This is a genomic window from Streptomyces sp. NPDC005775 (assembly GCF_042871565.1).
GTDB lineage: Bacteria > Actinomycetota > Actinomycetes > Streptomycetales > Streptomycetaceae > Streptomyces.
Map to the genome: position 1 here is coordinate 73,271 of NZ_JBIAIU010000011.1, position 25,723 is coordinate 98,993.

Genomic DNA, 25,723 nt, shown 5'->3' on the forward strand with positions numbered 1-25,723 from the left:
CCCGAATCGCCTCTGCCCTGGTCATGACCACCCCTGCCTGTCTGTCACCATGGAGTCATGGGTCAGCCGGAAAGCCGGGAACACCGCGCATCAGAGCAGTCCGAGCTTCCGCCGGGCCAGCGACTGCAGCGTGGGTGGCCGGTCACCCACTACGGGCCGGTACCCAAGTTCAAGCCCGACCGCTGGGAATTCCGGGTCTTCGGGGCCACGGCCGACGGTGAGAAACACTGCTGGAACCATCAGGAATTCTCCGCGCTGCCCTTCTCCTCGGTCGTCGCCGATCTGCACTGCGTGACCAAATTCAGCATGCTGGGCGCCGAGTGGGGCGGAGTTCTCGCCCGCGACGTCGTGGCGCTGGCGCCGCCCGCGCCACAGGTCACCCATGTGATGGTCTGGGCCGAGTACGGATTCAGCTCGAACCTCCGGCTCGACGACTTCGCCTCCGAGCGCTCCTTGTTCGCCACCCACAAGGGCGGCGAACTGCTCACCGCCGAACACGGCTTCCCGCTCCGGCTCGTCGTGCCGCACCTGTACGCCTGGAAGGGCCCCAAGTGGGTCCGGGGCATCGAGTACATGAGCGCCGACCGCCGCGGTTTCTGGGAGGAGCGCGGCTACCACAACGTCGGTGACCCGTGGAAGGAACAGCGCTACTCCTACCAGGAGGAGCCCGGGGACGGCCCCGAGCTCTGAACCGGCTGTTCCTCGCGTGCCCCGTCAGTGGTGGTACTGGTGCACCACCGCGTGTCCCTTGCCGCGCCCGATCATCCACTTGTTCACCGGTGTGGTGACGACGAAGGCGACGGCGAGCGAGATGGCGAGTGCCCCCCAGAACAGGACGTCCGAAAGTGCGGCGTCCATGGCGCCCGGCCACAGGACGATCACGCCGTTGTCGATCAGTTCCATCACCGCGATGGAGAGGGTGTCGGCCGCGAGCGCGACGCGGAACGCCGCCTTGAAGGCGATTCCCGCGGCGAGGATGGACCGCAGCGTCAGCGTGTAGCCGAAGAAGAACGCGAGGACGATCGCGAGGATCGTCGTCGGCAGGTTGCCCCAGCCGAACGCGGTGCCGATCACCATGCCGAGGACTTCGCCGATGGCGCATCCGGTGAGGCAGTGGAGTGTGGCGCGCGCTGCCGTCGCCCAGCTGGCGCCGCCCGAGCCGTGACCGGGATGACTGGAGTGACCGGAGTGGTCGGCATGGCTGCTGTGGCCGGTGCCCCGCGCGTGCTGAGCGTGCTCTGTGTGGTCCTGCATGGTGAACCCCCAATGCCGAGGAGCGGTTCCTGCCGACAGCAAGAACGATATACCCCCCTGGGGTATTCCCGGCAGTCGTTCACCCGTCAGCCCCGGCCGCGCAGCTCCTTCAGCCGGGCCACGTCCGCCGCATGGCCCTCCTTGCCGCCCGGTGTCTCGATGACCAGCGGAACGCCCTCGGTGGCCGGGTGGGAGAACAGCTCCCGGAACGGCTCCTCGCCGATGTGGCCCGACCCGATGTTCTCGTGCCGGTCCTTGTGCGCCCCGGCCACGTCCTTGGAGTCGTTGGCGTGGATCAGCTGCAGGCGGCCCTCGCCGACCGTCTCCACCAGCAGGTCCAGGGTCTCCTTCATGCCCGTCGGCCCGGTCAGGTCGTGTCCCGCGGCGAAGATGTGGCAGGTGTCGAGACAGATGCCGAGCTTCGGATGGGCGTCGAGCGCGTCGAAGTACGGTCCGAAGTCCCAGGTCCGTGAGCAGAGCGAGAACCCCTGCCCCGCGGTGGACTCCAACAGCAGGAACGGGTCGTCGTCATGCGTCAGCTCGTCCAGCAGCGGCCTCATATGGGTGCGCACCTGCGCCAGCGCCTCCTCCCGGGGCCGTCCGTTGGTCGCCGAGCCGGTGTGCACCACGACGCCCAGAGCGCCGATCTCGCGCGCCCGGCGCAGGGAGTGGCGCAGGGAGTCAACGGACCTCTCCACGGTCGCCGGCGTGTGCGAGCCGAAGTTGATCAGATAGGGCGCGTGGACGTACGCGGGTATGGACTCGGCGGCGCACTCGGTACGGAACAGGTCGTCCTGCACCGGGTTGCCGGCCGGGGTCGCCCAGCCGCGCGGATTGGCCACGAAGACCTGGACGGCCTCCGCGCCCATCTCGCGTGCGTAGGGCAGGCCGACCTTGGCGAGGCCGCCGGCCACCGGGATGTGGCCGCCGACGGGGTTGCGCATACGGATCGGTCCTGTCTGAAGTCCCGCGTCGTCCACGCGAAGCGCGGGCGCGGCGGCGGTCGGGGCATGTGTTCGGTGTGCGTGCCGGGCGTCGGGGCGCGGACTCGGGTCTCCGGACAGGACCTAGAGCCCCTTGGTCTTGATGGTGATGGTGCTGCCTTCGGGGGCCTGGTCGCCGCCGTCGACGGACTGGCTCGCGATGGTGTCGCTGAAGGAGAGGAACGGGCGGTCGACCTTGACCTCGAAGCCCGCGTCCTCGAGTTCGCCGCGGGCCTCGTCGACGTCCTTGCCGGTGACGTCCGGGACGTCGATCATCTGCGGGCCCTTGGAGACCGTGAGGGTGATGGTGTCGCCCTCCGCCGCCTCGGCTCCCTCCTCGAGCGACTGGCGGGCGATGTCGCCCTCGTCCTCCGGGGAGTTGACCCGGCCCGGCGCGACGACGACGTCCAGGCCGGCGTCCTCCAGCTCCGCCGTCGCGTCGTCGACCGACTGGCCGGTGACATCGGGGACATCGACCGGGCTGCCCTTGGAGACCACCAGCGCGACCGCGGAGTCCGGGTGACGCTCGGCGCCCGCCTCGGGGTCCGTACGCACCACCTCACCGGCGCTCACGTCGTCGCTGAACTCCTTGGTGACCATGCCGGGCACCAGGCCCCGCTTCTCCAGCTGCCGCCTGGCCCCGGCGAGTGCGACACCGTGGACATCGGGCACCGTCACGATCTCGGGACCGCGCGAGACGACGAGCGAGACCGAGCCGTTGCCCCGGATCCGGTCGCCCGACTTCGGGTCGCTGCTGATCACCTTGCCGCGGTCGACGGTGTCGCTGTAGTCCCGTCGCACGCCCTTGAGTTCGAGATCGGCCTTCGACAGCCGCTCCTTCGCCGCCTTCTCGCTCTGGCCCAGCAGCGCGGGGACCTGGGTGAACTGCCCGGAGTTGATGTACCAGACACCTCCGCCGACCCCCAGGACCAGCAGGACGGCGAGGACCACCGCGAGGACACCGCGCGGCGGCCTCCGACGGCCCGGGCCCGCGCGGCGGGCGGCCGCCCGCGCGGGCGGCTGCGGCGGCATCTCCAGCCGGCTGGTGTGGTGGGCGGTGCCCTGGCCGGGCGGCAGCACCCGCGGGATCACGCTCGTGCGGTCCTCGGCGGCGACGCGCACCTCGGCCAGGGCCTGCGGCGGCACGGCGTCCAGTTGCGCGTCGGTGAGGCCGGACCGGGCCCGGCGGGACTCGGCGAGCAGCGCGACCGCGTCGACCGGGCGGAGCTCGGGGTCGCGGGCGGCGGCGCTCGCCACCAGCGCGTCGAGTGGGGGCGCGAGGCCCGGGACGACGGCGGAGGGGGCCGGGACGTCCTCGTTGAGGTGCTGGTAGATGACCTGGGCGGGGGAGTCCCCGGTGTGCGGCTTGGCGCCCGTCAGCATCTCGTACAGCACGACACCGCACGCGTACACATCGGCGCGGGTGTCCGCGGTGCCGTGCTCGATCTGCTCGGGGGCGAGGTAGGAGACCGTCCCCAGGATGCTCCCGGTGGTGTTCGTGACCGAGCCCACGGCCCGGACCAGGCCGAAGTCGGCGACCTTGACCCGGCCGTCGTCGCCTATGAGCACGTTCTCCGGCTTCATGTCCCGGTGGACGAAGCCTGCCCGGTGCGCGGCCCCCAGCGCGGCGAGCACCGGTTCCAGGATGTCCAGCGCGGCCCGCGGCTGCAGGGCACCCCGCTCGCGCAGTACGTCGCGCAGCGTGCACCCCGCCACGTACTCCATCGCGAGGTAGACGTACTGCTCCTGGGCGCCCTGGTCGAAGACCGCGACCACGTTCGGGTGCGCGAGCCGGGCCACCGACTTGGCTTCACGGATGAAGCGCTCGACGAACGAGGCGTCGGTCGCGAGGGCCGGATGCATCACCTTGAGGGCGAGCACCCGGTCGAGCCGGGTGTCCATGGCCCGGTAGACCGTGGCCATGCCGCCCACGGCGATGCGGGCATCGACGCGGTAGCGGCCGTCGAGCAGCTGCCCGACGAGAGGGTCCTGGAGGGTCGTATCCACGGAGCCGAGTCTACGAGGCACCGCGGACACGGCCGACTGGCGGAGCGGTCCCGGCTCCGTACTGCAGCCGAGCCGTGACAGGGACATGCGATTTCGTGCCGCGGAACGGGTGGGGCGCCGGGTTCGGGAGGGGCCTCGGCAGGGACATGAGATGCACCACACGGGCCGCCCGGGAGCGGGTCAGAACGCCGGGCGCTCCGGATCCAGCACCGCCCGCCCCGCCACCGGCGACGAGGCCTCGGCGAAGTGGCGACGGGGGATCCGCCCCGCGCGGTAAGCGAGCCGCCCGGCCTCCACCGCGTGCCGCATCGCGGCGGCCATCAGCTCCGGTTCCTGCGCCCGGGTCACTGCCGACGCCAGCATCACGGCCGTGCATCCGAGCTCCATCGCCAGCGCCACGTCCGAAGCCGTCCCGGCGCCGGCGTCGAGGATCACCGGCACCCGCGCCTGTTCGACGATCAGCTGGAAGTTGTGCGGATTGCGGATGCCCAGGCCGGAGCCGATGGGGGAGCCGAGCGGCATGATCGCCGCGCACCCCACGTCCTCCAGCTTCCGGGCCAGGACCGGGTCGTCGTTCGTGTACGGCAGCACGGTGAAACCGTCGTCCACCAGCGTCTCCGCGGCGTCCAGCAGCTCGATGGGGTCGGGCAGCAGGGTGCGCTCGTCCGCCACCACCTCCAGCTTGACCCAGTCGGTGCCGAGCGCCTCGCGGGCCAGCCGGGCGGTGAGCACGGCCTCGCCCGCCGTGAAGCAGCCGGCCGTGTTCGGCAGCACACGGATGGAGAGCCGCTCCAGCACGGAGAGCACGGAGCCGTGCACGGTCGGGTCGAGGCGGCGCATCGCCACGGTGGTCAGCTCGGTGCCGGACGCGGTCAGGGACCGCTCCAGCACGTCCAGGCTGGGTGCGCCGCCGGTCCCCATGATCAGCCGGGAACCGAGGACGGTGCCGCCGAGCGAGAAGACGTCGTCGGACATGGTCAGCCTCCCTGGACCGCGGTGAGGACCTCGACCCGGTCGCCGTCGGTGAGGGTGGCCGCGGGCCACTGGCCACGCGGGACGACGCTCTCGTTCAGGGCGGCCGCGACGCCGGAGGGCGCATGCGTCATGGAGGCGACCAGGGTCTGCAGAGAGGTCCCGGGCACCACGGCGACGGCCTCGCCGTTCACGGAGACGTTCACGGAGACGTTCGCGGAGACGTTCGCGGAGACGTTCACAGGGTCGTTGTTCGCGGACGGGGACGCGGACGCGGCCGCGGGGGCGGGTACGGGCTCGGTCATGCGGGCTGCTCCTGTCGTACGGGGGCGGCGGTGGGGGAGAAACGGCCGGGGGAGAAGGGGCGGGCCACCTCGGGCAGCTCGCCGTCGGCCAGCAGCTGTGCCATGGCGTCCCCGGTGACGGGGGTGAGGAGTACCCCGTTGCGGTGGTGCCCGGTGGCGAGGTGGAGGCCGGGCAGGGCGGTGCGGCCGAGCAGCGGGGCGTTGTCGGGGGAGGCGGGGCGCAGGCCGGCGACGGTTTCGGTGAGCGGCAGCTCGGTGATGCCCGGCACCAGCTCGTGCGCGTCGCGCAGCAGCTCGTACACGCCGCCCGCCGTGACGGTGGTGTCCCAGCCCATCTCCTCGCTGGTGGCGCCGATGACCAGCTCGCCGTTCTCGCGCGGTACGAGATAGACGTGGCTGCCCCGGACCACGGCCCGGACGGTGCGGGAGAGGAAGGGGGCGTACGCGGGAGGCACGGTCAGCCGCAGCACCTGGCCCTTCACCGGGCGGACCGGAGGTACGACGTGCTCCGGCACCCCCGCGAGCCGGCCGCTGAGGCTGCCCGCCGCGAGCACGACCTGATCGGCCGCCGCCCGCGTCCCGTCGGCCAGCACGGCTCCGGTGGCGCGGCCGTTCGTGACCGCGAGCCGTTCGGCCCGTTGGCGGTGGAAGGCGACCCCGGCCCGCTCGCACGCCGTCAGGAGGGCGGAGGCCAGCCGCCTCGGGTCGACCTGATGGTCGCCGTCGACCCGCAGACCCCCGCGTACGCCCGGGGCGAGCATCGGCTCCAGGCGGCGGCACTCACGGCCGGTCAGCCACTCCGACTCCAGCCCCGAGCGGCGCTGCAGGGCGTGGAGTTCCCGCAGATGGGCCCGGTCGTCGGCGTCGAGAGCGACGGCCAGGGTGCCGCAGGCGCGGAAGCCGATGTCCTGCCCGCTCGCCGCCTCCAGCTCGGCCGCGAACGCCGGATAGCGGGCGGCGGACGCGACGTTGAGGCCGAGCAGCATCTCCTCGCCGTAGTGCAGTTCGGTGACGGCGGCCAGCATTCCGGCCGCGACCTGGGCGGCGCCGCCGCCCGGTGCGGGATCGACGACCGCGGTGGCCAGGCCGCGCCGGGCGGCCCGCCAGGCGGTGACCAGGCCGATGATGCCGCCCCCGATGACGAGGACGTCGGACCCGTTCGCAGGGTGCGTACGCATGGGCGTCCAGCCCCTCCCTTCGCCGGCATGACCCGGATCAGGTTCGTACGGTCGGAGGCCGTCCAGCCTCCCTCTCAGCCCGGTGCGTCCGGGCTCCCGCGAGTGATGTGCACGGCCACCCTAAACCGTTGCCCCGCGACCCCGGCAAGGGAGCCGACGGTGCGGTGGACACGGGCAGGGGTGCGGCGATCCGGTCACCGTGAGCGGGGCACCGGCTACCTGACGGTGTGTCAGGTGCTTAAGGTGGACGGGTGGACGAGCAGAGCGGACAGCAGCAGACAGAAGCACGGCAGGGCACTCGCGTCGTGATCGCCGGAGCGGGCATGGCGGGCGTGCAGACCGCCGTGGCCCTGCGCGAACGGGGCTGCACCGGCCCCGTCACGCTGATCGGCGCCGAACCGCATCAGCCGTACGACCGGCCGCCGCTGTCGAAGGCGGTCCTCCTCGGGAAGGCCGAGGACTCGGCCTTCGACATCGACTTCGAGGCGCTGGAGATCGCCCTGCGGCTCGGCCTCGACGTGACCGCGCTGCGCGCGGCGGACCACGAACTGGACACCCCGGAGGGGCCCGTCCCCTACGACGTCCTGGTCGTCGCCACCGGGGCCGAGCCCCTGGTGCTGCCCGGCTCCGAGGGCGTCCCGGGAGTCCACCTCCTGCGCACACTGGACGACGCCGCCCGGCTGAGGCCGGTCCTCGAACGCCGGCACGACGTCGTGGTCGTCGGCGCGGGCTGGATCGGCGCCGAGTTCGCCACCGCCGCCCGGGCGGCCGGCTGCGCGGTCACCGTCGTCGAGGCCGCCGACCACCCGCTCGCCGGCGCGCTGCCCGCCGAGGTCGCCGCCCCCATGGCCGGCTGGTACGCCGAGAGCGGCGCCGTACTCCTCACCGGCGCGCGCGTCGACAGCATCGCGCCCGGCCGCGTGGTCCTGGCCGACGGCCGCACGGTCCCGGCGGACGCGGTCGTCGTCGGCATCGGCGCCCGGCCCGCGACCGGATGGCTCGCCGGTTCGGGCATCGAGCTCGGGCCGGACGGATCGGTGACCGCCGACGCGTCACTGCACACCTCGCTCCCCGATGTGTACGCGGTCGGGGACTGCGCCTCCTTCCCCTCGGCCCGGTACGGCGAGCGGCTGCTCGTCCACCACTGGGACAACGCCCTCCAGGGCCCCCGGACGGTCGCCGCAGCCGTCGCCGCCTCTGATTCCGTGGGCGACGGGCCGCCCCCGGTCTACGACCCCGTGCCGTACTTCTGGTCCGAGCAGTTCGGCCGCTTCGTCCAGTACGCGGGCCACCACACGCGGGCCGACACGCTGGTGTGGCGCGGCGATCCGGCCGAGCCGTCGTGGACGGTGTGCTGGCTGCGGGCCGGCGCGCTCGTCGCCGTACTGGCGGTCGGCCGTCCGCGCGATCTGGCGCAGGGGCGCAAACTCGTCGAATCGGGGGCGGAACTCGCGCCGGAGCGGGTCGCCGACCCCGCCGTTCCCCTGAAATCGGCCACGCTCTGACGGGCCGACCGGCCCCCGTACGGGCGGCCCGGGTACCGACTGTCGGTCCGGGATGGCACGCTTGTCCCCGTGACCGAGATTGACGCAAAGATCGATGCTCTCGTCCCTGCCTGGCTCCACCTCCCCGACATCGCCGAAATGTTCGATGTCCAGGTGACGCGTGTACGCCAGCTGGTCAAGGAGGGCCAGCTCATCGCCGTACGGCGTGGTGAGAACCGGGCGCTCCAGGTGCCTGCCGCCTTCATCGACGGCGACAAGGTGGTCAAGGGCCTTTCGGGGACCCTGACGCTCCTGAGGGACGACGGCTACTCCGACGCGGAGATGCTGGAATGGCTCTTCACCCCCGACCCGAGCCTGCCGGGCACGCCCGCGCAGGCGCTGAGTGAGAATCGTGGCACGGAGGTGAAGCGCCGCGCCCAGGCGCTCGCCGTCTGAACCACAGCCGCACAGGGGACGCGGGCCGCTCGGTGCGGTCCGCGTCCGCGCGGCACCGCACCGAACCACCGTCATCGTCGTCCCCGGGGGGAACCGCACCATGTCCACGCCTCGCGCGCTGCTGTCCGACGCCCGGCTCTACCTGTGCACGGACGCCCGCCGGCGCCAGGGCGACCTTCCCGAGTTCCTCGACGCGGTCCTGACCAGCGGCGTCGACATCATTCAGCTGCGCGACAAGGGCATGGAGGCGGCCGAGGAACTCGAACACCTCGCGCTCTTCGCCGACGCCTGCAAGCGCCACGGCAAACTCCTCGCGGTCAACGACCGGGCCGATGTCGCCCACGCCATCGGTTCCGACGTGCTGCACCTGGGCCAGGGCGACCTGCCGGTCCCGGCCGCCCGCGCGATCATCGGCCAGGACGTGGTCATCGGCCGCTCGACCCACGCCGGGTCCGAGGTCGACGCGGCCGTCGCCGAGCCCGGCGTCGACTACTTCTGCACCGGCCCCTGCTGGCCCACCCCGACCAAGCCCGGCCGCCACGCCCCCGGCCTGGACCTCGTCCGCTACGCCGCCTCGCTCGCCCCCGCCCGCCCCTGGTTCGCCATCGGCGGGATCGACGCCGGCAACCTCGACGAGGTGCTGGACGCCGGAGCGCGCCGGGTCGTCGTCGTGCGGGCCGTCACCGAGGCGTCCGATCCGGCGTCGGCCGCCGCCGAACTGGCCGGAAGGATCCGGGACCGCGCGCAGGCGTGAACCGGACGTGCGACCGAGGTCGGTTCGAGACAGAAGTGTCCGAAGCGTGGACAAAGATCGGGCAATCGAGCCAAATCGCCCCAGTTCGGTTGGGGCGTCCGCCGCACCCTGGTTAACCTGCCGGTATGGCCCTTGGCACACCCTCCACCAGGACAGATCACGCGCGCACCGTGCGTGAGATGCTCGCGACCGGCAAGACCTCGTACTCCTTCGAGTTCTGGGCGCCCAAGACCGAGAAGGGCGAGCGGAACCTCTGGAACGCGCTGCGCCGGGTCGAGGCGGTGGGACCGAGCTTCGTCTCCGTGACATACGGAGCCGGTGGGTCCACCCGGGCCGGGACGGTCAAGGCGACCCAGGACATCGCCGCCGAGTCCACGCTCACCCCGGTCGCGCACCTCACGGCGGTCAACCACTCCATCGCTGAACTGCGCAACATGGTGGGGCAGTACGCGGACGCCGGCATCCGGAACATCCTCGCCGTGCGCGGAGACCCGCCGGGCGACCCGATGGGCCCGTGGGTCGAGCACCCGCAGGGCGTGCGGTACGCGGCGGACCTCGTCCGGCTGATCAAGGAATCCGGAGATTTCTGTGTCGGCGTCGCGGCATTCCCCGAACGGCACCCCCGCTCGGAGGACTGGGACACCGACATCCGGCATTTCGTGGACAAGTGCCGCGCCGGTGCGGACTATGCGATCACGCAGATGTTCTTCGACCCGGACGCCTATCTCCGGATGCGTGACCGGGTGGTCGCTGCGGGTTGCGACACGCCCGTCATTCCTGAGGTCATGCCCCTCACGAGCGTCCGGCAACTGGAGAGATTCGCGCAGCTCAGCAACGCGACCCTGCCGGTGGAACTGAAAGAACGCATCCTCGCCGCCAAGGACGATCCCGCCGCTGTACGCTCCATTGGCATCGACTTCGCAACGCGGTTCTGCGCGAAGCTGCTTTCCGAGGGTGTTCCCGGGCTGCACTTCATCACGTTGAACAACTCGACGGCGACGCTCGAAATCTACGAGAATCTCGGACTGCACAAGCAGTCGTGACCGGCCGTACCCGCCGCGACCCGGGGCGGTGGCCGTAGAAGGGGGCGGGCATGGGCTGGACGGTCCTCTACATCGCGTTCGGCATCGTCGCACTGTGGCTGCTCGGTGAGGTGCTGCTGCAGTACAAGGCACGCCTCCGCTGGCGCCTGCTCGCCTTCACCGGCTTCGTCGGTGTCGTCATCGGTGTCCTGATGCCGTCCGTGTTCGTCATCGTCGTCGGCGCGATCGCCTTCGCGACGGGCCAGACGTACGTCACGCTCTCCTTCCGCCGCGGCTTCTCGACGGGCTGGGCCATAGGGGGCAGCCCCGGGGAGAGCCGGCGCCGCCGGGGCGGCGGAGCCGACCGCGAGCCCACGCTGCAGGTCTCGGACCTGGAGACGGAGTACGACCACGAGGCCTCGCGACAGCCGGAGTCCGCACCGCAGGCCGGACCGGCCGCGGTCTACGCCCCGGAGCCGCTCCCGGACGACACCGGGCAGTACGGCATCTACACCGATCCCCGCCCGCAGCCGGAGCAGCACCAGGAACCGCAGCAGTCGCAGTACGCGGCGTACGACCCGTACGCCGACCCCGCCGCGTACCCGGCGCAGGGTCAGGACTCGTACGGCGGGCAGGAGACCTACGGCGGCCAGGAGACCTACGGCGGTCAGGACACCTACGCGGGGGCCGGTCAGTACGACTACGGCACGGACCAGCAGCAGTACGCCGCCTACTCCGATCCGTACATCGGCACCACCGCGAGCACCCCGCAGTACGGCACGTACGAGAACTACGCGGACGAGGGGAACGGCGGGAACTACGACAGCTACGACAGCGGACGGCAGTTCGCCGACCCGTACGCCTCCTCCCAGCCGTACGCCTCCGACACCCCGCCGGGCGGCGTCTGGGTGCCGCAGCAGCGCGAGGGCGAGCAGTACCCGCCGGTGCCTCCGGAGCAGCCCGCCCCGTACCCGAACGGCTACGACACGGGCTACAACGAGCAGTACCGCTACTGAGGCCGGCCGGCCACGCCGGCAGGGCCCGGCCCGCGGCCCTCATTGCGATCCGCGGAACCCGTTCCCCTCGACGATGATCCCCGCCACCAGCGCCCCGGACATCCCCGCGTGCGCCGGCCCGCCCCCCGGATGCGACCAGCCGCCCGCCAGGAGCAGCCCGGGCAGCCGGGTGCGGTTGCCCGCGTGGAGCCAGTAGCCCCCCGCGCCCGCCAGCGCGGGCGGGGGAACGGCACCGCCCGGCGCACCCGTCTCGGCCTCGGACTCCGCGGGCGTCCGCACCTCCATGCGCAGTACCCGGTCCCGCAGGCCCGGCACGGCCGCGCCCGCGGTGTCGATCAGCGTGTCCGCGTACCGCGCCCGCAGCGCCGGGTCCGTCCAGTCCACCGGGCCGTGCGGGGCGACCGTCGCCGTCAGCGTCACGGCCTCGTGGGCATCGTCGGGCCGGGTCGACGGATCGTCGGGGCGCAGCACCGTGACCGTGGGGTGCGCGGCGAGCCGGCCGCCGAACACGGCCTCTCGCTCGGCCGCTCCGTCCGCCGGATGCACCAGCGTCCGGTGCGCGGCATCCGCGGGCCGGGCGCCGCGCAGCGACGCCAGCACCATGAACCGGCCCGCCGGGGCGGAGCCCTCCGGGCGGGGCTGCACCGTCACGTCGCCGTCCTGCCAGAGCTCCTGAGCGGGCATCAGGCCCGGGTGCGGCCGGGCCCCCAGCACCACGTGGGCCGCCTCCGCGACCGTGCCGTCCGCCAGCTCCACCCCGGCGGCCCGGCCGCCCTTCTCCAGGACCCGGGCCACCTCGGCGCCGAAGACGAACTCCACCTTCCGGGCCAGGCACCGCTCGTACACGGCCTGCGCCAGCGCCCGCATGCCACCGGAGACGTACCAACTGCCGAAGGTCTCCTCCATGTACGGCAAGAGGGCCGCGCTCGCCGGGGCGTGCAGCGGATCGAGGCCGTACGCCAGCGCGTACCCGTCCAGCAGGGCGGCCAGCCGGGGCTCCGCCAGCTCCCAGGAACCGATCTCGCTCACCGTGCCGGCCCGGAGAGCCGGGCGCAGCAGCCGCCGCCGCACGGGCGCCGGATACGGATCGCGGGTCAGGACCTGCCAGTCGGGGCGCAGGGGCTCCTCCAGCAGCGGGCGCCGGGAGCGGTCCCACGCGTCCCCGGCCCGGTCGAGGAACGCGCCCCAGCTCCCGCCCGCGCCCTCGCCGAGCGCGGCGTCCAGCGCCGCGACGACACCGGCCCGCGACGCGTTCGGCAGCAGGACGTCGGTGCCGTCAGCGAAGACATGACGGCTCGCCGGGTCGACCTGGGTCAGGGTGACGCACCGCTCCAGCGGCTCCTTGCCGGTCTTGACGAACAGGTCGCGGTAGACGGCGGGCAGATGGAGCAGGCCGGGGCCGGTGTCGAACGTGAAGCCCTCCAGGGCGTGGCGGCCGACCGAGCCGCCGAACGTCCCCGACCGCTCGTACACCGTCACCCGGTGGCCTGCCACGGCCAGCCGGGCCGCCGCCGACATCGCGCCCAACCCGGCGCCGATCACCGCAATACGTGCCATGCCAGCGACCTTAACCGGCGCTGCCGACAGCTCAGCCGTCAGGCCGGTGGGCGACGGCCCCCGCCAGGCGCTTCTCCTCCCGCCGCTGTGCCCTGCGGCGCAGGAACCGGCGGATCCGGGAGGCCAGGAAGACCAGTATCACCAGGCCGAGCAGGAGCAGCGTCGCGGCGATGCCGGCCGCGATCCACGGATGGAATATGGCGAACGTGACGACTCCGGCGACCCCGAGGTCCTCGGCGATGCTCACCGCGATGTTGCTGAACGGCTCGGGGGAGGTGTTGACCGCCATTCTGGTGCCGGCCTTCACCAGATGGCTCATCAGCGCGGTGGAACCGCCGATCGCCCCCGCGGCGAGCTCCGGCAGTGAGCCGCTCCCGCCCGCCAGGAGCGCCGCCACGACCGCTCCGGCGATCGGCCTGATGACGGTGTGCGCCGTGTCCCAGACCGAGTCCACGTACGGGATCTTGTCCGCCACCACCTCGCACAGGAAGAGCACACCGGCCACGACGAGGACATCGGTGCGCTGCAACGAGGCGGGCACCTCGTCGGTGACACCGGTCGCGCCGAAGACGCCGAGGAGCAGGACCACCGCGTAGGCGTTGATCCCGCTGGCCCAGCCACTCGTGAACACCAGGGGGAGTACGGACACGGGGATGATCGTAACCAGGCGGTGTACCGGGGCGGGAGGGCTCGGGCACGCAGGTCTGAGTACCCGTACCTACCGCGTGAGATGAGTAGGTACGCGGATGGGGCGCGACCGGTGCGGACGGCAGAGTGGGGACCACGGGAGGGGCGCCGCGCCGGTGCCGCCGGCACGGGGCGGCGGAGCGGGTGCGGCACTCCTTCCCGGAACGGGGGTGCACGGCGGAGGACTCGGGACCACGGGGGACACGGGGTCACGGGGGAAGGTCCTCCGGCGGCACGGAAGGCGCCGGTCGGGCGGGGCTCGGGGGGATCGAGCCCCGGCGGACCGGCGCCTTCGTGCGTCCCTGGCCCTCGCGGGGTGGGGCTCAGCGCCCGCTGACCCGCCCGTGCAGCAACAGGGACAGCGCCGAGTGCACGTCGTCGATCGACCGCTCCGGCTGGAACGCCTGCCAGTCCAGCGCCGCCACCAGCACCATGCCGACCAGCGCGGCGGCCGTCAGCGGGATGTCGATCTCCTCGCTGAGTTCGCCGCCCGCGACGCCCTCCCTGAGGACCCCCTCGACCACGGCGACGGCCTCCTGACGCACCACCAGCAGGGTGGACTGCCAGGCGCGGTTGGTGCGCCACAGCTCGGCCACGTACAGCTGGGTGAAGGCCGGGTAGCGGTCGATGAAGACCAGACCGGCCCGGATCATGGCGTCCAGCGCCTCGACCCGGCTGCCGCCGCGCGCGTCGGTCTCCTCCGCCGCCGTGCGCAGCGAGGAGGTGAGCAGGCCGACCCCGTGGCGCAACAGCTCCTCGAAGAGCTCGCTCTTGCTCTTGAAGTTGTAGTACACCGTGCCCTTGGCGACCCCGGCACGCTCGGCGATCTCGTCCACCGTGGTGGCCGAGAACCCCTTCTCGGCGATGAGGGTCACGGCCGCTTCGTAGAGCTTCTGCCGGGTGGCCTGGCGGCGCGTGGCGTTACTGCTTTCCATGTGCCTGATTCTCACAGGTTCCAAAGTGCTCACAGACTCAGCTCCGGATGCAGCCGGTCCACGGTCCACACCTGCTTGCGGCGCGCGGAGACGGCGGTCAGCGCGAGCGCCCCGGCGGTGAAGGCCAGGAGCACCGCACAGCCCTGCCAGACCGGGCCGAGTCCGCCGCCCGTGATCAGCCGGCGCAGGCCCTCGACGACGTAGCTCATCGGCAGGTACGGATGGATCGCGTTGAAGAAGCCCGGACTCGTCTGTACGGGGTACGTGCCGCCGGCCGACGTCAGCTGGAGCATCAGCACCGCGAGGACGAGGATGCGGCCCGCCGCCCCGAAACGGGCGTTCAGCCACTGCACGATCGCGCCGAAGCAGCAGGTGACCAGGGCCAGGAAGCCGACGGTCCCGGCGGCGTGGGCCATCTGCAGGCCGAGCCCCCAGTGCAGTACGGACATCAGCGCGGCCACCTGCAGCAGCCCGATCGCCGCAACCGGCAGCCAGCCCGCGAAGGCGATCCGCCACGCGGGTGCCCCGGCGGCCAGGGCGCGCCGGTTCAGCGGCTGGATGAGCATGTACGCCACCATCGCGCCGACCCAGAGGGAGAGCGGGATGAAGTAGGGGGCGAAGCCGGTGCCGTAGTTGGGGGCCGCGTGCAGGGACTGGGAGGCGAGCTGCACGGGGTCGGCCATGACCTGCGTACGGGCGTCGCGGTCCTTCTTGTCGTAGTCGGGGATCCTGCCGGCGCCGTCGTCGAGCCCCTTGGCGAGTGTGGCCGAACCGTCGCCGAGCCGTATCAGGCCGCTGTCCAGGCTCGTCGCCCCCTTTTTGAGGGCGCCGACCCCGGTGTTCAGTTCGGCGGAGCCCGACTTGGCCGTGGCCAGGCCGGTGTGCAGCCGGTCGGCGCCCTTGGCGACCTTGTGGGCGCCCGTGTTGAGCGCGTTGATCTTCTTGACGGCGCTCTCCAGATCCTCGTCCAGACGGGGCGAGCGCTCGGCGAGGGCGTCGGCCTGCTTCTGCAAGGTGGTCAACTGTCCGCGGAGGGCCTTGAGGTCCCCGTTCTGGTTCTTGACCAGCGCGTTCACGTCGTCGGCCACGGCGGACACGTCGGCCGCCGCCGTCACCGCCCGCTTCAGCGGTGCGCAGACGGTGGGGTCGGGGAGCGGCTGCTCCTCGCACCGGGCACGGTGGACCTCGGCGAGGTCGGCGGAGGCCGTGTGGGCGGCGGTGGCGGCGGCGGGCGCCGCCTTCACCAGCAGGTCGAGGTTGTCCCGTACGGTCTGCGAGGAGTCGGCGACGAGCCGGGCCGTGTCGCCGATCGTCCTGCCGTTGTCCTTCAGGAACGGGCGGACGTCGGCTGCCACCCCGTTGACCTTGTCGGCGAGGACCTGGGTGCCGTCCGCGACCTGGCGCGAGCCGGTCTCCAGGTCGCCCGCGCCCTTGTTCAGCTGAACGATGCCGGTGGCCAGCCGGCTGCTGCCCGCCTTCGCGTCCCTCAGCCCGTCCGCGAGGTCCTTCGATCCCTTCTTCGCCTTGCCGATCCCGCCCTCGAGGTCTGCGGCGCCCTTGGCCGCCTTCGCGGTCGCGTCGTGGAGATCGGAGAAGTTGATGAAGATCCGGTCGAGGAAGCCCCGGGAGGCGTTGGTCGACGCGGCGGTGCGCACCTCGGAGAACACCGTGCGGGAGATCTGGCCGACGATGTAGTTGTTCGCGTCGTTGGTGCGCACCTGGAGCGCACCCGTCGCGGGGGAGTCGCCGGCGCTGGAGGCGATGCGCCTGCTGAAGTCGGAGGGCATGGTCAGCGAGAGGTAGTACGTGCCGTCCTCGACGCCCTGGCCGGCCTCGGCGGCGCTCACCTCGTGCCAGTCGAAGACCTTGGAGTCGAGGAGCTTGCCGGTGATCTCGTCCCCGGCCGCGAGGTGCTCGCCCGCTGCGGTGGTGCCCTTGTCCTCGTTGACGAGCGCGACCGGGATACGGTCCAGGCGTCCGTACGGGTCCCAGAAGGACCACAGGTACAGGGCGCCGTAGAGCAGGGGCAGCAGCAGGAGCGCGGCCAGTGCGGCGCGCGGCAGCCTTCCCCGGCCGAAGCGCCGGAGCTCAAGCGCGGCCAGTCTCGGCGAACGCATCGGCCGTCCCTTCGTCCTGGGCCGGGGCGGCCGGCGACGCGGGCTCCCCGGCGGTGTCGGTGGGTTCTGTCGGTGTGGCGGCGCGGGCGGTGTCCGCGGGGCCCGTCGCTGTGGTGGTGCCGGTGGTGTCCGCGGGGCCCGTCGCCCCGGTCGTGCCGGTGCGTACGGTCACGGCGCCCTCGGGGGCCTGGCTGCACACGGCCAGGACGGTGGTGCCGTCGGCCGCGATGGAGCGCAGCAGCTCCCAGGCCTCGGCGCGTTCCGCGTCGGAGAGCTTGAGGTCGGTGTCGTCCACCGCGAGGAGCCGCGGCCGGCCGATCAGCGCGAGGGCCACGGAGAGCCGCAGCGCCTCCAGCCGCTCCAGATCCCTCACGGAGGTCCGCTCGGCCTTGGGCAGGGTGTCCGGGGCGAGCCCGGCCGCCTCCAGCGCGGCGTCGATCCTGGCCCGGGCCGCGGCGACGCGCTCGCGGCGCGGCCGCAGCAGGGCCCGCAGTGAGCCGCCGAAGCGGCGCTGCAGCAGCGCGCGTTCGCGCAGGTGCTCGGCGACCGTGAACGCCGGGTCGAGTTCGCTGACCCCGGGAACCGGCCCCAGCGCGGCGATCCGGCGTACGGCGGCGGCCCGGCGCGGCAGGCGCAGGCCGCCGGTCATGGCCTCGCCCTCGGTGGGGCGCATCCGTCCGGCGAGGGCGAGCAGCAGGCAGGTGCGGCCCGAGCCGGACGGGCCCTCGATCGCGATCAGGGAGCCGGGGGCCGCGCTGAACGTCACGCCCCGGAACGTCCATCCGCGCGGCCCCTTCAGGCCGAGGCCGTCGGCGGTGACAGCTGCTCCGTGCGGGCTTTCGAGGCTGTCCACAGGCCCTTCCCGTCCTTCGTTTGTACTGACCGGTCAGTGCAAAAAGGTAGCCCGAACGCGCGAACGACGCAAAAGCCCAGGTCAGCGGGGGAGTGGAGTCGATTGTCAGTGGGGGCCGTCACGATGGATACAGACGGCCACGAAGCCGTTACGAGACAGGAGGTTCTGTCATGGCCCACTCGTCCGCAGCAGCCGCTCCGCGACGCCGCGCAGACGGCCCTGCCCCCTCACCGACCGGTCCGGCGCACGATGTCCACCCCGTACTCCGGCGCGCCACTGCGCCGCCCGCCGCTCTCGATCTCCTCGCCCAGGCCCGCGCCGGCCTCGAAGAGGCAACTGCTCTCGACGTACCGAACGAGCGCTACGCCACCGCCCACCTCGCCGCGCTGCGCACCGCCGCCGCGGTGCTCGCCGTCCGCGGGCGTCCCGAGACGTCCCGGCGCCGCCGTGAGCGGATCCGCAGCGCCTGGGAGGTGCTGCCGGAAATCGCCCCCGAGCTCACCGAGTGGAGCGCGCTGTTCGCCTCCGGCGCCCGACGCAGGGCCCGGGCGGAAGCGGGCATACCCGGCGCGGCCGGCCGGCGCGACGCGGACGACCTGCTGCGCGACGCCGCGATGTTCCTCCGGCTGGTGGAGCGGCTGCTGGTGCTCCAGCCGGTCCTCCCGCAACCCCGCGGGGAGCGACCCGATACGGGATGACGGGGACGGCGGCGCGAGGCAATAGGGTGGACGGGACCTATCACCCGCGCCGTCCACGCTCCGCCCTCGGTGGCGGCACCGTGCCGAGGAGTCAACTGCCGTGTCGGACCAGCTGCGCCCCCGCGCCTCCCTCCGTACCGCCGTGGTCTGGGAGGTCCTCAAGGACGCTCTCGACCGTCAGGTCAAGGCGACCGGCAGGGACGCCCTGGACGTACTGGACACCGGTGGCGGTACGGGCAACTTCGCCGTGCCCGTCGCGCGGCTGGGCCACCGGGTCACCGTCGTCGACCCCAGCCCCAACGCGTTGTTCGCGCTGGAGCGCCGCGCCGCCGAGGCGGGCGTCGCCGACCGGGTCCAGGGGGTCCAGGGCGACATCCTCGGCCTGTTCGACGTGGTCGGGCGCGGGGGCTACGACGCGGTGCTCTGCCACGGAGTCCTGGAGTACGTGGACGACCCCGCCGAGGGCGTGCGCCACGCGGTGGAGGCGCTCCGTCCGTCCGGTGCGCTCAGCCTGCTCGCCGCCGGGCTCGGCGGCGCGGTGCTGGCCCGGGCGCTCGCGGGCCACTTCACCGAGGCCCGCCACGCGCTCGGCGACCCGGCGGGCCGCTGGGGCGAGGGCGACCCGGTGCCGCGGCGGTACACGGCCGAGCAGCTCACCGAGCTCGTCGAGGGCGCGGACGTCGAGGTCGGCGCGGTCCACGGGGTACGCGTCTTCGCCGACCTGGTGCCGGGCGTGCTGGTGGACACCGAGCCGGGTGCGATGGAGGCCCTGCTCAAGCTGGAGACGGCCGCCGCCGAGCTGCCGGCGTTCCATTCGGTGGCGACCCAGCTCCACGTTCTGGGCACCAGGCGCGCCTGAGAGCCTGGCCGGATCGCGACGGCAGCGCGGCTGATCAGCAACGCAGCTGCAGACGGAGTACGCCCCAGCAGCCCCGATCAGAGCCTTGGCCCCGTATGATCGGGGGACACCATCCGGCATGACGGATCGGAGGTTGGGGAATCAACGCCTCAGCAGCTGAGCCGTCGTGGCGGCCCGGACTGGCTGATTGGCAATGAGGGCGGGTTTCACGGGGGCGATTCCCTGCCTATCCTGGAAGGGCCGCATACCGGCCGCCCCCCGCGGCCGACGACGAGGAGGACTCCGTGCCGCTCTCGGAGCACGAGCAGCGAATGCTCGAGCAAATGGAGCGAGCGCTGTACGCCGAAGATCCCAAGTTCGCGACAGCGCTCGAGGGAAGTGGGCTGCGTACATACACCCGGCGACGGGTCTACCAGGCAGTTGCTGGCTTCCTGGTGGGAATCGCGCTCCTCATGGCCGGAATGGTCGCCCAGCAGATCTGGATCAGCGTGGTGGGGTTCCTCGTCATGCTGGGCTGCGCGGTGCTCGCGGTGACGGGCTGGCGCAAGGCGCCGAAGCCGGGCGAGCAGCAGGCAGTCCGCGCGGGTGGCGCGGGTGAACGGCGACAGCCGAAACAGCGCCGGTCCGTGATGGACCGGATCGAACAACGGTGGCAGCGCCGCCGCGATGAGCAGGGCCAGTAAGCGCTCGGACACTTATGGGTGAGGGGCGGCCGCATTTCTGCGGCCGCCCCTCACCCATGCGCCCTGAGCGGGGGCCGGCGGCCCGGGGGAGGACGGACGCGGTGTCCCGGTCGGACCTGATGCCCCGGGCCGGCCCGGAGGAGCGGGCCTGCCCGGGGCGCCGCCCTCAGCCCTCCTGGCGGGACGGCCGCCGTAGCCACGCCGGTCGCCGCGGTGCCCGCCACCGGCCGGCCAGTGCCGCTCTGCGCTCCGACACCGCCCACACCACCCGAACGGCCGATCGCGGGGCCATGACCGCGCGGAAGCGGGCGAACCGGCCGACGGAACCCTGGAGGCCCGCCCGTACCGCCTGCGCGTCCTCCGCGAGCCCCGACACCGGCCGCGGCTCCGGCGCGTAGAGCACCTGTTCCACCGCCCCCGCCACCCGGTGCACCGCCTCGGCCGCTTCCGTGTCCAGCCGCCCCTTCCGCACCACCCGGTCCGCGGCCTTCCGCGGGGTCAGGGACTCGTCCGGCTCGACGCCGAGGTCCCAGGCGGTGTCGGTGATCTCCTGCCAGGCCGCCAGCGTCCTCGCGGTCGCGTCCGCCGGGGTGCGTCCGGTGGAGGAGCCCAGCCGCCGCGCCCGTACCCGGATGCGCCAGAACATGGGCAGCAGCGGGAGCAGCAGGACGAGCACCGCCGCCAGGCCCACTCCGAGCACGGCGCCCGTCGACGTTCCGGTGTCCGACGGCGCCGCGGCCCCCGGCAGCGCCGAGCTGCCGCACTCGCCCTGCCGGCGCATCTGGGCGGGGCAGCTCTCCGAGGCGGACGGGGCGGCCGGTACCGCCGCCGACGCCTCAGCCTCCGGCCGCGCCGGATCGGCCGAGTCACCGGAAGGGGCGTCCGGCTGCGTGTAGGACGGCGCGGAGCCACGCGTGGGCGTGGGCTCGAAGCGGGTCCAGCCCACGCCCTCGAAGTACAGCTCCGGCCAGGCGTGCGCATCGCGCAGACCGACCGACATCGCCCCGTTCGACTGGGCCGTGCCGGGGGTGAAGCCCACGGCGACCCGGGCCGGGATGCCCAGCGTCCGGGCCATCGCGGCCATGGTGAAAGAGAAGTGGACGCAGAAGCCCCGTCTGTCCTTCAGGAAGCGGCCGATCGCCGCGCTGCCGGTACCCGAGCTCACCGAGGTGTCGTACGTGAAGCCGCCCTCGGAGGCGAAGTAGTTCTGCAGCTTCACCGCCCGCTCGTAGGCGTTGGAGGCCCCCTTGGTCACCTCGTCGGCCGTCTCCTTCACCACCTTGGGCAGGGAGTCGGGCACCTGGGTGTACTCGCGGCGCAGGGCTGCCGGCACCTCGCCCGCGCCCGAGAGCTGGGCGGCCGTCGGCTGCACGACCAGGCTGGAGACCTCGTACTGCGCGCCGCCGGTGGTCTCCCCGTCGTCCCCGACGAGGGTCCGGCCCTCGGGCTCGAACCGCCAGCGCCCGCCGACCCGCACCTCGGTCGCCGGGTAGGGAAGCGGAAGGTAGGTCTGCTTGTACGAGGAGGAGGCGGAGATGTTCGTACTGACTTCCGTCACGACGACGTCCGGCGACAGACCCACCGGGTTCGGGAGCCGCTTCGGTACGTCCTTCAGCCGGCGGGTCGAGGCCCGCCACTCATTCCCGTTGAACTGGTCCAGGGCCAGGATGCGGAGGTAGAAGTCCTGCACACCGGTCGAGTTGGTGCGGTACGACATCACCTCCCGGTTCTCCGGCTGGTTGAGGTCGTTCTGCAACGAGACCAGCGGGTTCACGGCGGAGATGGTGCCGCCGCCGCTCCCCTTGCCGTTGCCGCCTCCCGTGCCGGCCAGCAGGCCGCTGTCGAGCGCGGGCAGGGCCGCGGGCACGACCAGCGCGATGCCCAGCGCGAGCGCGCCGATGCGCCGCCCCGTGCGCACCGGGGCGAGCGCCCCGCTGCCCGGGGCGCCGATGCCGGAGGACGGGCCGCCGCCCCGGCGCGTGCCGGCTCCGGCGAAGACCCGGCCCCACTGGGAGAGGCGGTCACGCCCCTCGGCCAGCAGGAGGAGCAGATAGCCGCAGGCGGCCAGAAGGAACCACAGCCAGTCCGCCCCGCCGTCGGAGAGACCGGCGGCGACGGAGTAGAGGGCCAGCAGGGGCAGCCCCGCCGGTGCGGCGCTGCGGAACGTGACCGCCAGCGCGTCCACCGCGAGCCCGATCAGCAGGACACCGCCCACCAGCATCAGCCGGATGCCCGCCGTGTCCGGCGCAGGGATCGCGTACTGCCCGACATCGTCCGCGCCCGCCGTCAGCAGATCCACGAGCCGCTGCACGGACTGCGGGCCGGGCAGGAAGCCCGCCAACGCCTCCTCGCGGGCGAACGCCACGGTCAGCAGCACCACCAGGACCAACGCCTGCACGGCCACGGTCGCAGGCCGCGGCAGCGGCACCCGCCGACCGAGCGCGCCCACGCCCGCCTGGATGGCCAGCAGGAACGTGGCCTGCAGGATCCAGGTGACCGGGTCGACCAGCGGCAGCATCGAACAAGCCGCCATCAGCGTCGCCGCAAAGGCGCACAGCGCCAGCCGACCACGACCGCTCATGAACGTCCCCTCATGACCAACCACCGGAGAAACCTGTCGTGCCGCCTGTCGTGCCGCCCACGGCGGCGGACTGGCTCAGCGCACCCTGATGGCTCGCCTGCTGCCACAACCGGGCCAGATCCGTGCCCGGCCGGACCGGCACCACCGTCCACCCCGCATCGCGCAGCAGTCGCAGCCGCTGCTCGCACGCCGCGTCGGACGCGGCGGATCCGCCGTGCACCCAGGCGGCGCTGTCCAGGACGAAGGCCACGGCCCCGCCGCTGCGCTGCCGCATCCGGGCCGCCACCGCGGCCTGTTCCTCGTCCAGCTCGCCGAGGAAGGCGATCAGAAGTCCTTCTTCGCCGCCGCGCAGCACGTCGTACGCGCGGGCGAGACCGCCGCCGTCCGAATGGCCGACCACGGCGAGGGCGTCCATCATCAGTCCGGCCGAGTCCGCCGAGTTCTGGGTGGAACCGGCGAAACCGCCGTCGCCCTCGCCCGGCACCGTCGTGCCGTCGTCCGTCAGCAGCCGGACCGCGAAGCCCCGCTCCAGCATGTGCACCAGCGCGGACGCCGCTCCGGAGACGGCCCACTCGAACGCCGAGTCGGGGCCCGCGCCCTGGTAGCCGATGCGGCGGGTGTCCAGCAGCACCGTGCACCTGGCCCGCTGCGGCTGCTCCTCGCGGCGCACCATCAGCTCGCCGTAGCGCGCGGTGGAGCGCCAGTGGACACGGCGCAGATCGTCGCCGTGCCGGTAGCCCCGGGGGATGACGTCGTCCTCACCCGCCAGGGCGAGCGACCGCTGCCGCCCCTCGCCGTAACCGGTGGCCTCGCCCGCCAGCCGCACGGGGGGCAGAGGCTCGGTCCGCGGGATGACGACGAGCGTGTCGTACGCGCTGAACGAACGCGTCAGCTCGCACATCCCGAACGGATCGCTGAGCCGCAGTTGCAGGGGGCCGAGCGGGTAGCGCCCGCGCAGGTCCGACCGCACCCGGTAGGACACCTCGCGCCGGCCGCCCGCCTCCACCCGGTCCAGGACGAAGCGGGGCCGTGGCCCGAGCACGTACGGCACCCGGTCCTGGAGCATGAGCAGACCGGTGGGCAGCCGCGAGACGTTGTCCATGCGCAGATGGACCCGCGACTCCGTGCCCGCGGGCACCCGGGACGGTGAGAGCCGCCGGGTGCCGGCGACCCGGTAGCGGGTCCGGAAGAGCATCGTCACACAGACCAGCGGCAGCACGGCGAGCAGCAGGCCGACCCGCAGCAGATCACCCTGGCCCAGCACATAGGCGCAGACGGCGGCGGCCACACCGGCCGCGAGGAAGGACCGTCCGCGCGTGGTCAGGCCGCCCAGGGCAGCCCGCAGGCCCCCCTTGTCGTCGCTGTCGTCCATCGCGGGCGGCCCCCCGGCTGCCATCAGATCCGCCGCGCGCCGGGCTGCTGCCGGCCGCCGTACATCGCGCCCGGCTGATGCTGGGGCGCCGGTACGGCCGCGCCGCCCGACGCCGTCGGTACGGGGGTCTGCTGCAGGATCTCCAGGACCACCTGCTCGGCGGTGCGCCGGTTGAGCTGGGCCTGAGCGGTGGGCAGCAGCCGGTGGGCGAGCACGGAGGCGGCCAGGGCCTGCACGTCGTCCGGCAGACAGTAGTCCCGGCCGCTCAGCGCGGCGGAGGCCTTGGCCGCGCGCAGCAGGTGAAGGGTGGCACGCGGCGAGGCGCCGAGCCTGAGGTCGGGGTGGTTGCGGGTGGCCCCGACGAGCTGCACCGCGTACCGCCGGACGGCCTCGGCGACGTGGACCGTGCGCACGGCCTCGATGAGCTTCACGATGTCGTGGGCGTGGGCCACCGGCTGCAGGTCGTCGAGCGGCGAGACGCCGCCGTGCACGTCGAGCATCTGCAGCTCGGCCTCGGCGCTGGGGTAGCCGATCGACACCCTCGCCATGAACCGGTCGCGCTGGGCTTCGGGCAGCGGATACGTGCCCTCCATCTCCACCGGGTTCTGGGTGGCCACGACCATGAAGGGGTCGGGCAGTTCGTAAGTGTGTCCGTCGATCGTGACCTGGCGCTCCTCCATCGACTCCAGGAGCGCGGACTGGGTCTTGGGCGAGGCGCGGTTGATCTCGTCGCCGATCACGATCTGGGCGAAGATCGCGCCCGGTTTGAACTCGAAGTCGCGGCGCTGCTGATCGAAGATGGACACACCGGTGATGTCCGAGGGCAGCAGGTCCGGTGTGAACTGGATGCGGCGCACCGAGCAGTCGATGGACCGTGCCAGCGCCTTGGCGAGCATGGTCTTGCCCACTCCGGGGACGTCCTCGATCAGGAGATGGCCCTCCGCGAGCAGCACGGTCAGCGAAAGACGCACGACCTCGGGCTTGCCCTCGATCACACTTTCCACCGACCTGCGCACCCGCTCCGCTGTGGTGGTCAGATCTGTGAGGCTCGCTCGATCGTCATAGGTCGTCACCCGGCCCTCCTCGGCCCTGCCCCACGCTCACCAGGAGCACGGGAATTCCCCAGTCACGGGCCGGCGCCCTTGTGCGGCCCGGCCCACCCCGAAATACGGACACCGCGCCGGACGGGTCCGGCGGGGTGTCACCTCCGCATTCTTGTTGCCGTTACCGCTTCGTGTCACTCGCCTGTGGATAACCGGGGCCGAAATGTCGGGTCGATGGGGATTTTCGCTGCCCGATCGTGCCCGTTCGACACCCTCGGATCAGGCAGGTCGGGAAACCGGGACCGGGAGAGGTCAGGAAACCGGAAGGATCTCCCGCAGCAGACCGGTGGTCACGTCGAAGACAAAACCGCGCACGTCGTCGGTGTGCAGCAGGAAGGGCGAGGTGCGGACCCGCTGCATCGACTGCCGCACGTCCTGGTCGGCGTCGGTGTATGCCTCCACCGCCCAGGCCGGGCGCTGGCCGACCTCCCTCTCCAGTTCCTGACGGAACTCCTCGGTGATCGACTCCATGCCGCAGCCGGTGTGGTGGATCAGCACCACGCTGCGCGTGCCGAGGGCCCGCTGACTGATCGCCAGCGAGCGGATGACGTCGTCGGTGACCACGCCGCCCGCGTTGCGGACGGTGTGACAGTCGCCGAGTGCCAGGCCGAGTGCCTTGTGCAGGTCGAGGCGGGCGTCCATGCAGGCGACCACGGCGACGCGCAGTACCGGCTTCGCGTCCATTCCGGGATCGCTGAACTCGGAGGCGTACTGGACGTTCGCCTCGACGAGGCGGTCGGTGACGGTGCCGCCGGTGCGGGCCTGGCTCGGGGCAGGGGAGTGCGCAGAAGTCGACATGGACTAGACGTTATCCCTCGTCGGCCCCACCGGCCCGGTGTCGAAGCGG

General features: G+C 72.7%; 24 protein-coding genes and 1 riboswitch. Of the genes, 9 read left to right on the forward strand and 15 right to left on the reverse strand.

Annotation, left to right across the window (positions count from 1 at the left end; genetic code table 11):
• Positions 1-57 precede the first annotated feature (57 nt).
• On the forward strand, positions 58-690 hold the full coding sequence (locus ACFYPA_RS24685; protein WP_359085100.1) for a sulfite oxidase-like oxidoreductase: 633 nt from the start codon (positions 58-60) through the stop codon (positions 688-690).
• Positions 691-714: 24 nt separating this feature from the next.
• On the opposite strand, the gene ACFYPA_RS24690 is transcribed toward ACFYPA_RS24685, so the two are convergent.
• The 6 genes from ACFYPA_RS24690 to thiO form a co-directional block, all read right to left on the reverse strand.
• Positions 715-1,254: a DUF4396 domain-containing protein gene (locus ACFYPA_RS24690; protein WP_389134212.1), complete on the reverse strand. Its 540-nt coding sequence runs from the start codon at positions 1,252-1,254 to the stop codon at positions 715-717.
• Positions 1,255-1,340: 86 nt separating this feature from the next.
• A complete protein-coding gene (locus tag ACFYPA_RS24695; protein ID WP_359085102.1) occupies positions 1,341-2,198 on the reverse strand; it encodes a deoxyribonuclease IV in 858 nt (285 codons plus the stop codon).
• A 123-nt stretch (positions 2,199-2,321) separates the two neighbouring features.
• Positions 2,322-4,244, reverse strand: coding sequence for a Stk1 family PASTA domain-containing Ser/Thr kinase (pknB, locus tag ACFYPA_RS24700; protein ID WP_389134215.1), 1,923 nt, complete (start codon positions 4,242-4,244; stop codon positions 2,322-2,324).
• Positions 4,245-4,424: 180 nt separating this feature from the next.
• Positions 4,425-5,219, reverse strand: coding sequence for a thiazole synthase (locus tag ACFYPA_RS24705; RefSeq protein ID WP_389134218.1), 795 nt, complete (start codon positions 5,217-5,219; stop codon positions 4,425-4,427).
• Positions 5,220-5,221: 2 nt separating this feature from the next.
• A complete protein-coding gene (gene thiS / locus ACFYPA_RS24710; RefSeq protein ID WP_359085138.1) occupies positions 5,222-5,422 on the reverse strand; it encodes a sulfur carrier protein ThiS in 201 nt (66 codons plus the stop codon).
• Positions 5,423-5,517: 95 nt separating this feature from the next.
• A complete protein-coding gene (gene thiO / locus ACFYPA_RS24715; protein WP_359085105.1) occupies positions 5,518-6,699 on the reverse strand; it encodes a glycine oxidase ThiO in 1,182 nt (393 codons plus the stop codon).
• Positions 6,697-6,809, reverse strand: a riboswitch (TPP riboswitch). It overlaps the preceding gene by 3 nt.
• Before the next feature lie 213 nt (positions 6,810-7,022).
• Between thiO and ACFYPA_RS24720 the strand changes: the two genes are divergently transcribed.
• The 5 genes from ACFYPA_RS24720 (at position 7,023) to ACFYPA_RS24740 (ending at position 11,431) form a co-directional block, all read left to right on the forward strand.
• Positions 7,023-8,204: an NAD(P)/FAD-dependent oxidoreductase gene (locus ACFYPA_RS24720; protein WP_389134391.1), complete on the forward strand. Its 1,182-nt coding sequence runs from the start codon at positions 7,023-7,025 to the stop codon at positions 8,202-8,204.
• 69 nt (positions 8,205-8,273) lie between these two features.
• On the forward strand, positions 8,274-8,639 hold the full coding sequence (locus ACFYPA_RS24725; protein WP_359085106.1) for an Rv2175c family DNA-binding protein: 366 nt from the start codon (positions 8,274-8,276) through the stop codon (positions 8,637-8,639).
• Positions 8,640-8,739: 100 nt separating this feature from the next.
• On the forward strand, positions 8,740-9,393 hold the full coding sequence (thiE, locus tag ACFYPA_RS24730) for a thiamine phosphate synthase (RefSeq protein ID WP_359085107.1): 654 nt from the start codon (positions 8,740-8,742) through the stop codon (positions 9,391-9,393).
• A 125-nt stretch (positions 9,394-9,518) separates the two neighbouring features.
• Entirely contained in the window at positions 9,519-10,436 is a 918-nt protein-coding gene (metF, locus tag ACFYPA_RS24735; protein ID WP_359085108.1) for a methylenetetrahydrofolate reductase [NAD(P)H], read from the forward strand.
• Positions 10,437-10,486: 50 nt separating this feature from the next.
• Complete coding sequence (locus tag ACFYPA_RS24740) at positions 10,487-11,431, forward strand: hypothetical protein (protein ID WP_359085109.1); 945 nt, start codon at positions 10,487-10,489, stop codon at positions 11,429-11,431.
• A 39-nt stretch (positions 11,432-11,470) separates the two neighbouring features.
• Here ACFYPA_RS24740 and ACFYPA_RS24745 read toward each other — a convergent pair whose 3' ends face one another.
• The 5 genes from ACFYPA_RS24745 to ACFYPA_RS24765 form a co-directional block, all read right to left on the reverse strand.
• A complete protein-coding gene (locus tag ACFYPA_RS24745) occupies positions 11,471-12,988 on the reverse strand; it encodes an NAD(P)/FAD-dependent oxidoreductase (RefSeq protein ID WP_359085110.1) in 1,518 nt (505 codons plus the stop codon).
• Between the two features lie 31 nt (positions 12,989-13,019).
• Complete coding sequence (locus ACFYPA_RS24750) at positions 13,020-13,637, reverse strand: DUF4126 domain-containing protein (RefSeq protein ID WP_359085111.1); 618 nt, start codon at positions 13,635-13,637, stop codon at positions 13,020-13,022.
• A 361-nt stretch (positions 13,638-13,998) separates the two neighbouring features.
• Positions 13,999-14,610: a TetR/AcrR family transcriptional regulator gene (locus tag ACFYPA_RS24755; RefSeq protein ID WP_359085112.1), complete on the reverse strand. Its 612-nt coding sequence runs from the start codon at positions 14,608-14,610 to the stop codon at positions 13,999-14,001.
• A 29-nt stretch (positions 14,611-14,639) separates the two neighbouring features.
• Entirely contained in the window at positions 14,640-16,727 is a 2,088-nt protein-coding gene (locus ACFYPA_RS24760; RefSeq protein WP_359085113.1) for a YhgE/Pip domain-containing protein, read from the reverse strand.
• A complete protein-coding gene (locus ACFYPA_RS24765) occupies positions 16,699-17,580 on the reverse strand; it encodes an ATP-binding cassette domain-containing protein (RefSeq protein WP_359085114.1) in 882 nt (293 codons plus the stop codon). The genes ACFYPA_RS24760 and ACFYPA_RS24765 overlap by 29 nt, the downstream gene beginning before the upstream one ends.
• Before the next feature lie 170 nt (positions 17,581-17,750).
• Here ACFYPA_RS24765 and ACFYPA_RS24770 point away from each other — a divergent pair, with 170 nt between their 5' ends.
• The 3 genes from ACFYPA_RS24770 to ACFYPA_RS24780 all read left to right on the forward strand — a co-directional run bounded on the left by ACFYPA_RS24770 (position 17,751) and on the right by ACFYPA_RS24780 (position 19,820).
• The gene (locus ACFYPA_RS24770) at positions 17,751-18,278 is read left to right on the forward strand and encodes an SAV_6107 family HEPN domain-containing protein (RefSeq protein WP_359085115.1); all 528 of its coding nucleotides are present in this window, start codon (positions 17,751-17,753) and stop codon (positions 18,276-18,278) included.
• 100 nt (positions 18,279-18,378) lie between these two features.
• Positions 18,379-19,137 carry a methyltransferase gene (locus tag ACFYPA_RS24775; protein WP_359085116.1) on the forward strand — a complete coding sequence of 253 codons (759 nt, stop codon included), beginning with the start codon at positions 18,379-18,381 and terminating at the stop codon, positions 19,135-19,137.
• A gap of 284 nt (positions 19,138-19,421) precedes the next feature.
• Complete coding sequence (locus ACFYPA_RS24780; protein ID WP_359085117.1) at positions 19,422-19,820, forward strand: DUF3040 domain-containing protein; 399 nt, start codon at positions 19,422-19,424, stop codon at positions 19,818-19,820.
• A gap of 166 nt (positions 19,821-19,986) precedes the next feature.
• Here the strand turns inward: ACFYPA_RS24780 and ACFYPA_RS24785 are convergent, their stop codons facing one another.
• The 4 genes from ACFYPA_RS24785 to ACFYPA_RS24800 form a co-directional block, all read right to left on the reverse strand.
• Positions 19,987-22,401: a DUF3488 and transglutaminase-like domain-containing protein gene (locus ACFYPA_RS24785; protein ID WP_359085118.1), complete on the reverse strand. Its 2,415-nt coding sequence runs from the start codon at positions 22,399-22,401 to the stop codon at positions 19,987-19,989.
• A 10-nt stretch (positions 22,402-22,411) separates the two neighbouring features.
• On the reverse strand, positions 22,412-23,797 hold the full coding sequence (locus tag ACFYPA_RS24790; RefSeq protein ID WP_389134228.1) for a DUF58 domain-containing protein: 1,386 nt from the start codon (positions 23,795-23,797) through the stop codon (positions 22,412-22,414).
• On the reverse strand, positions 23,797-24,846 hold the full coding sequence (locus ACFYPA_RS24795; protein ID WP_359085120.1) for a MoxR family ATPase: 1,050 nt from the start codon (positions 24,844-24,846) through the stop codon (positions 23,797-23,799). The genes ACFYPA_RS24790 and ACFYPA_RS24795 overlap by 1 nt, the downstream gene beginning before the upstream one ends.
• Positions 24,847-25,128: 282 nt before the next feature.
• Positions 25,129-25,674 (reverse strand): carbonic anhydrase, encoded by a 546-nt coding sequence (locus ACFYPA_RS24800; RefSeq protein WP_359085121.1) that lies wholly within the window; start codon positions 25,672-25,674, stop codon positions 25,129-25,131.
• Positions 25,675-25,723: the final 49 nt, after the last annotated feature.

What these genes read in the sequence shown, in the direction of transcription:
- ACFYPA_RS24685 (WP_359085100.1), top strand. Translation starts at nt 58, where the DNA reads ATGGGTCAGCCGGAAAGCCGGGAACACCGCGCATCAGAGCAGTCCGAG.
- ACFYPA_RS24690 (WP_389134212.1), bottom strand. Translation starts at nt 1,254, where the DNA reads ATGCAGGACCACACAGAGCACGCTCAGCACGCGCGGGGCACCGGCCAC.
- ACFYPA_RS24695 (WP_359085102.1), bottom strand. Translation starts at nt 2,198, where the DNA reads ATGCGCAACCCCGTCGGCGGCCACATCCCGGTGGCCGGCGGCCTCGCC.
- ACFYPA_RS24705 (WP_389134218.1), bottom strand. Translation starts at nt 5,219, where the DNA reads ATGTCCGACGACGTCTTCTCGCTCGGCGGCACCGTCCTCGGTTCCCGG.
- thiO (WP_359085105.1), bottom strand. Translation starts at nt 6,699, where the DNA reads ATGCGTACGCACCCTGCGAACGGGTCCGACGTCCTCGTCATCGGGGGC.
- ACFYPA_RS24720 (WP_389134391.1), top strand. Translation starts at nt 7,023, where the DNA reads ATGGCGGGCGTGCAGACCGCCGTGGCCCTGCGCGAACGGGGCTGCACC.
- thiE (WP_359085107.1), top strand. Translation starts at nt 8,740, where the DNA reads ATGTCCACGCCTCGCGCGCTGCTGTCCGACGCCCGGCTCTACCTGTGC.
- metF (WP_359085108.1), top strand. Translation starts at nt 9,519, where the DNA reads ATGGCCCTTGGCACACCCTCCACCAGGACAGATCACGCGCGCACCGTG.
- ACFYPA_RS24740 (WP_359085109.1), top strand. Translation starts at nt 10,487, where the DNA reads ATGGGCTGGACGGTCCTCTACATCGCGTTCGGCATCGTCGCACTGTGG.
- ACFYPA_RS24745 (WP_359085110.1), bottom strand. Translation starts at nt 12,988, where the DNA reads ATGGCACGTATTGCGGTGATCGGCGCCGGGTTGGGCGCGATGTCGGCG.
- ACFYPA_RS24755 (WP_359085112.1), bottom strand. Translation starts at nt 14,610, where the DNA reads ATGGAAAGCAGTAACGCCACGCGCCGCCAGGCCACCCGGCAGAAGCTC.
- ACFYPA_RS24760 (WP_359085113.1), bottom strand. Translation starts at nt 16,727, where the DNA reads ATGCGTTCGCCGAGACTGGCCGCGCTTGAGCTCCGGCGCTTCGGCCGG.
- ACFYPA_RS24770 (WP_359085115.1), top strand. Translation starts at nt 17,751, where the DNA reads ATGGCCCACTCGTCCGCAGCAGCCGCTCCGCGACGCCGCGCAGACGGC.
- ACFYPA_RS24785 (WP_359085118.1), bottom strand. Translation starts at nt 22,401, where the DNA reads ATGAGCGGTCGTGGTCGGCTGGCGCTGTGCGCCTTTGCGGCGACGCTG.
- ACFYPA_RS24790 (WP_389134228.1), bottom strand. Translation starts at nt 23,797, where the DNA reads ATGGCAGCCGGGGGGCCGCCCGCGATGGACGACAGCGACGACAAGGGG.
- ACFYPA_RS24800 (WP_359085121.1), bottom strand. Translation starts at nt 25,674, where the DNA reads ATGTCGACTTCTGCGCACTCCCCTGCCCCGAGCCAGGCCCGCACCGGC.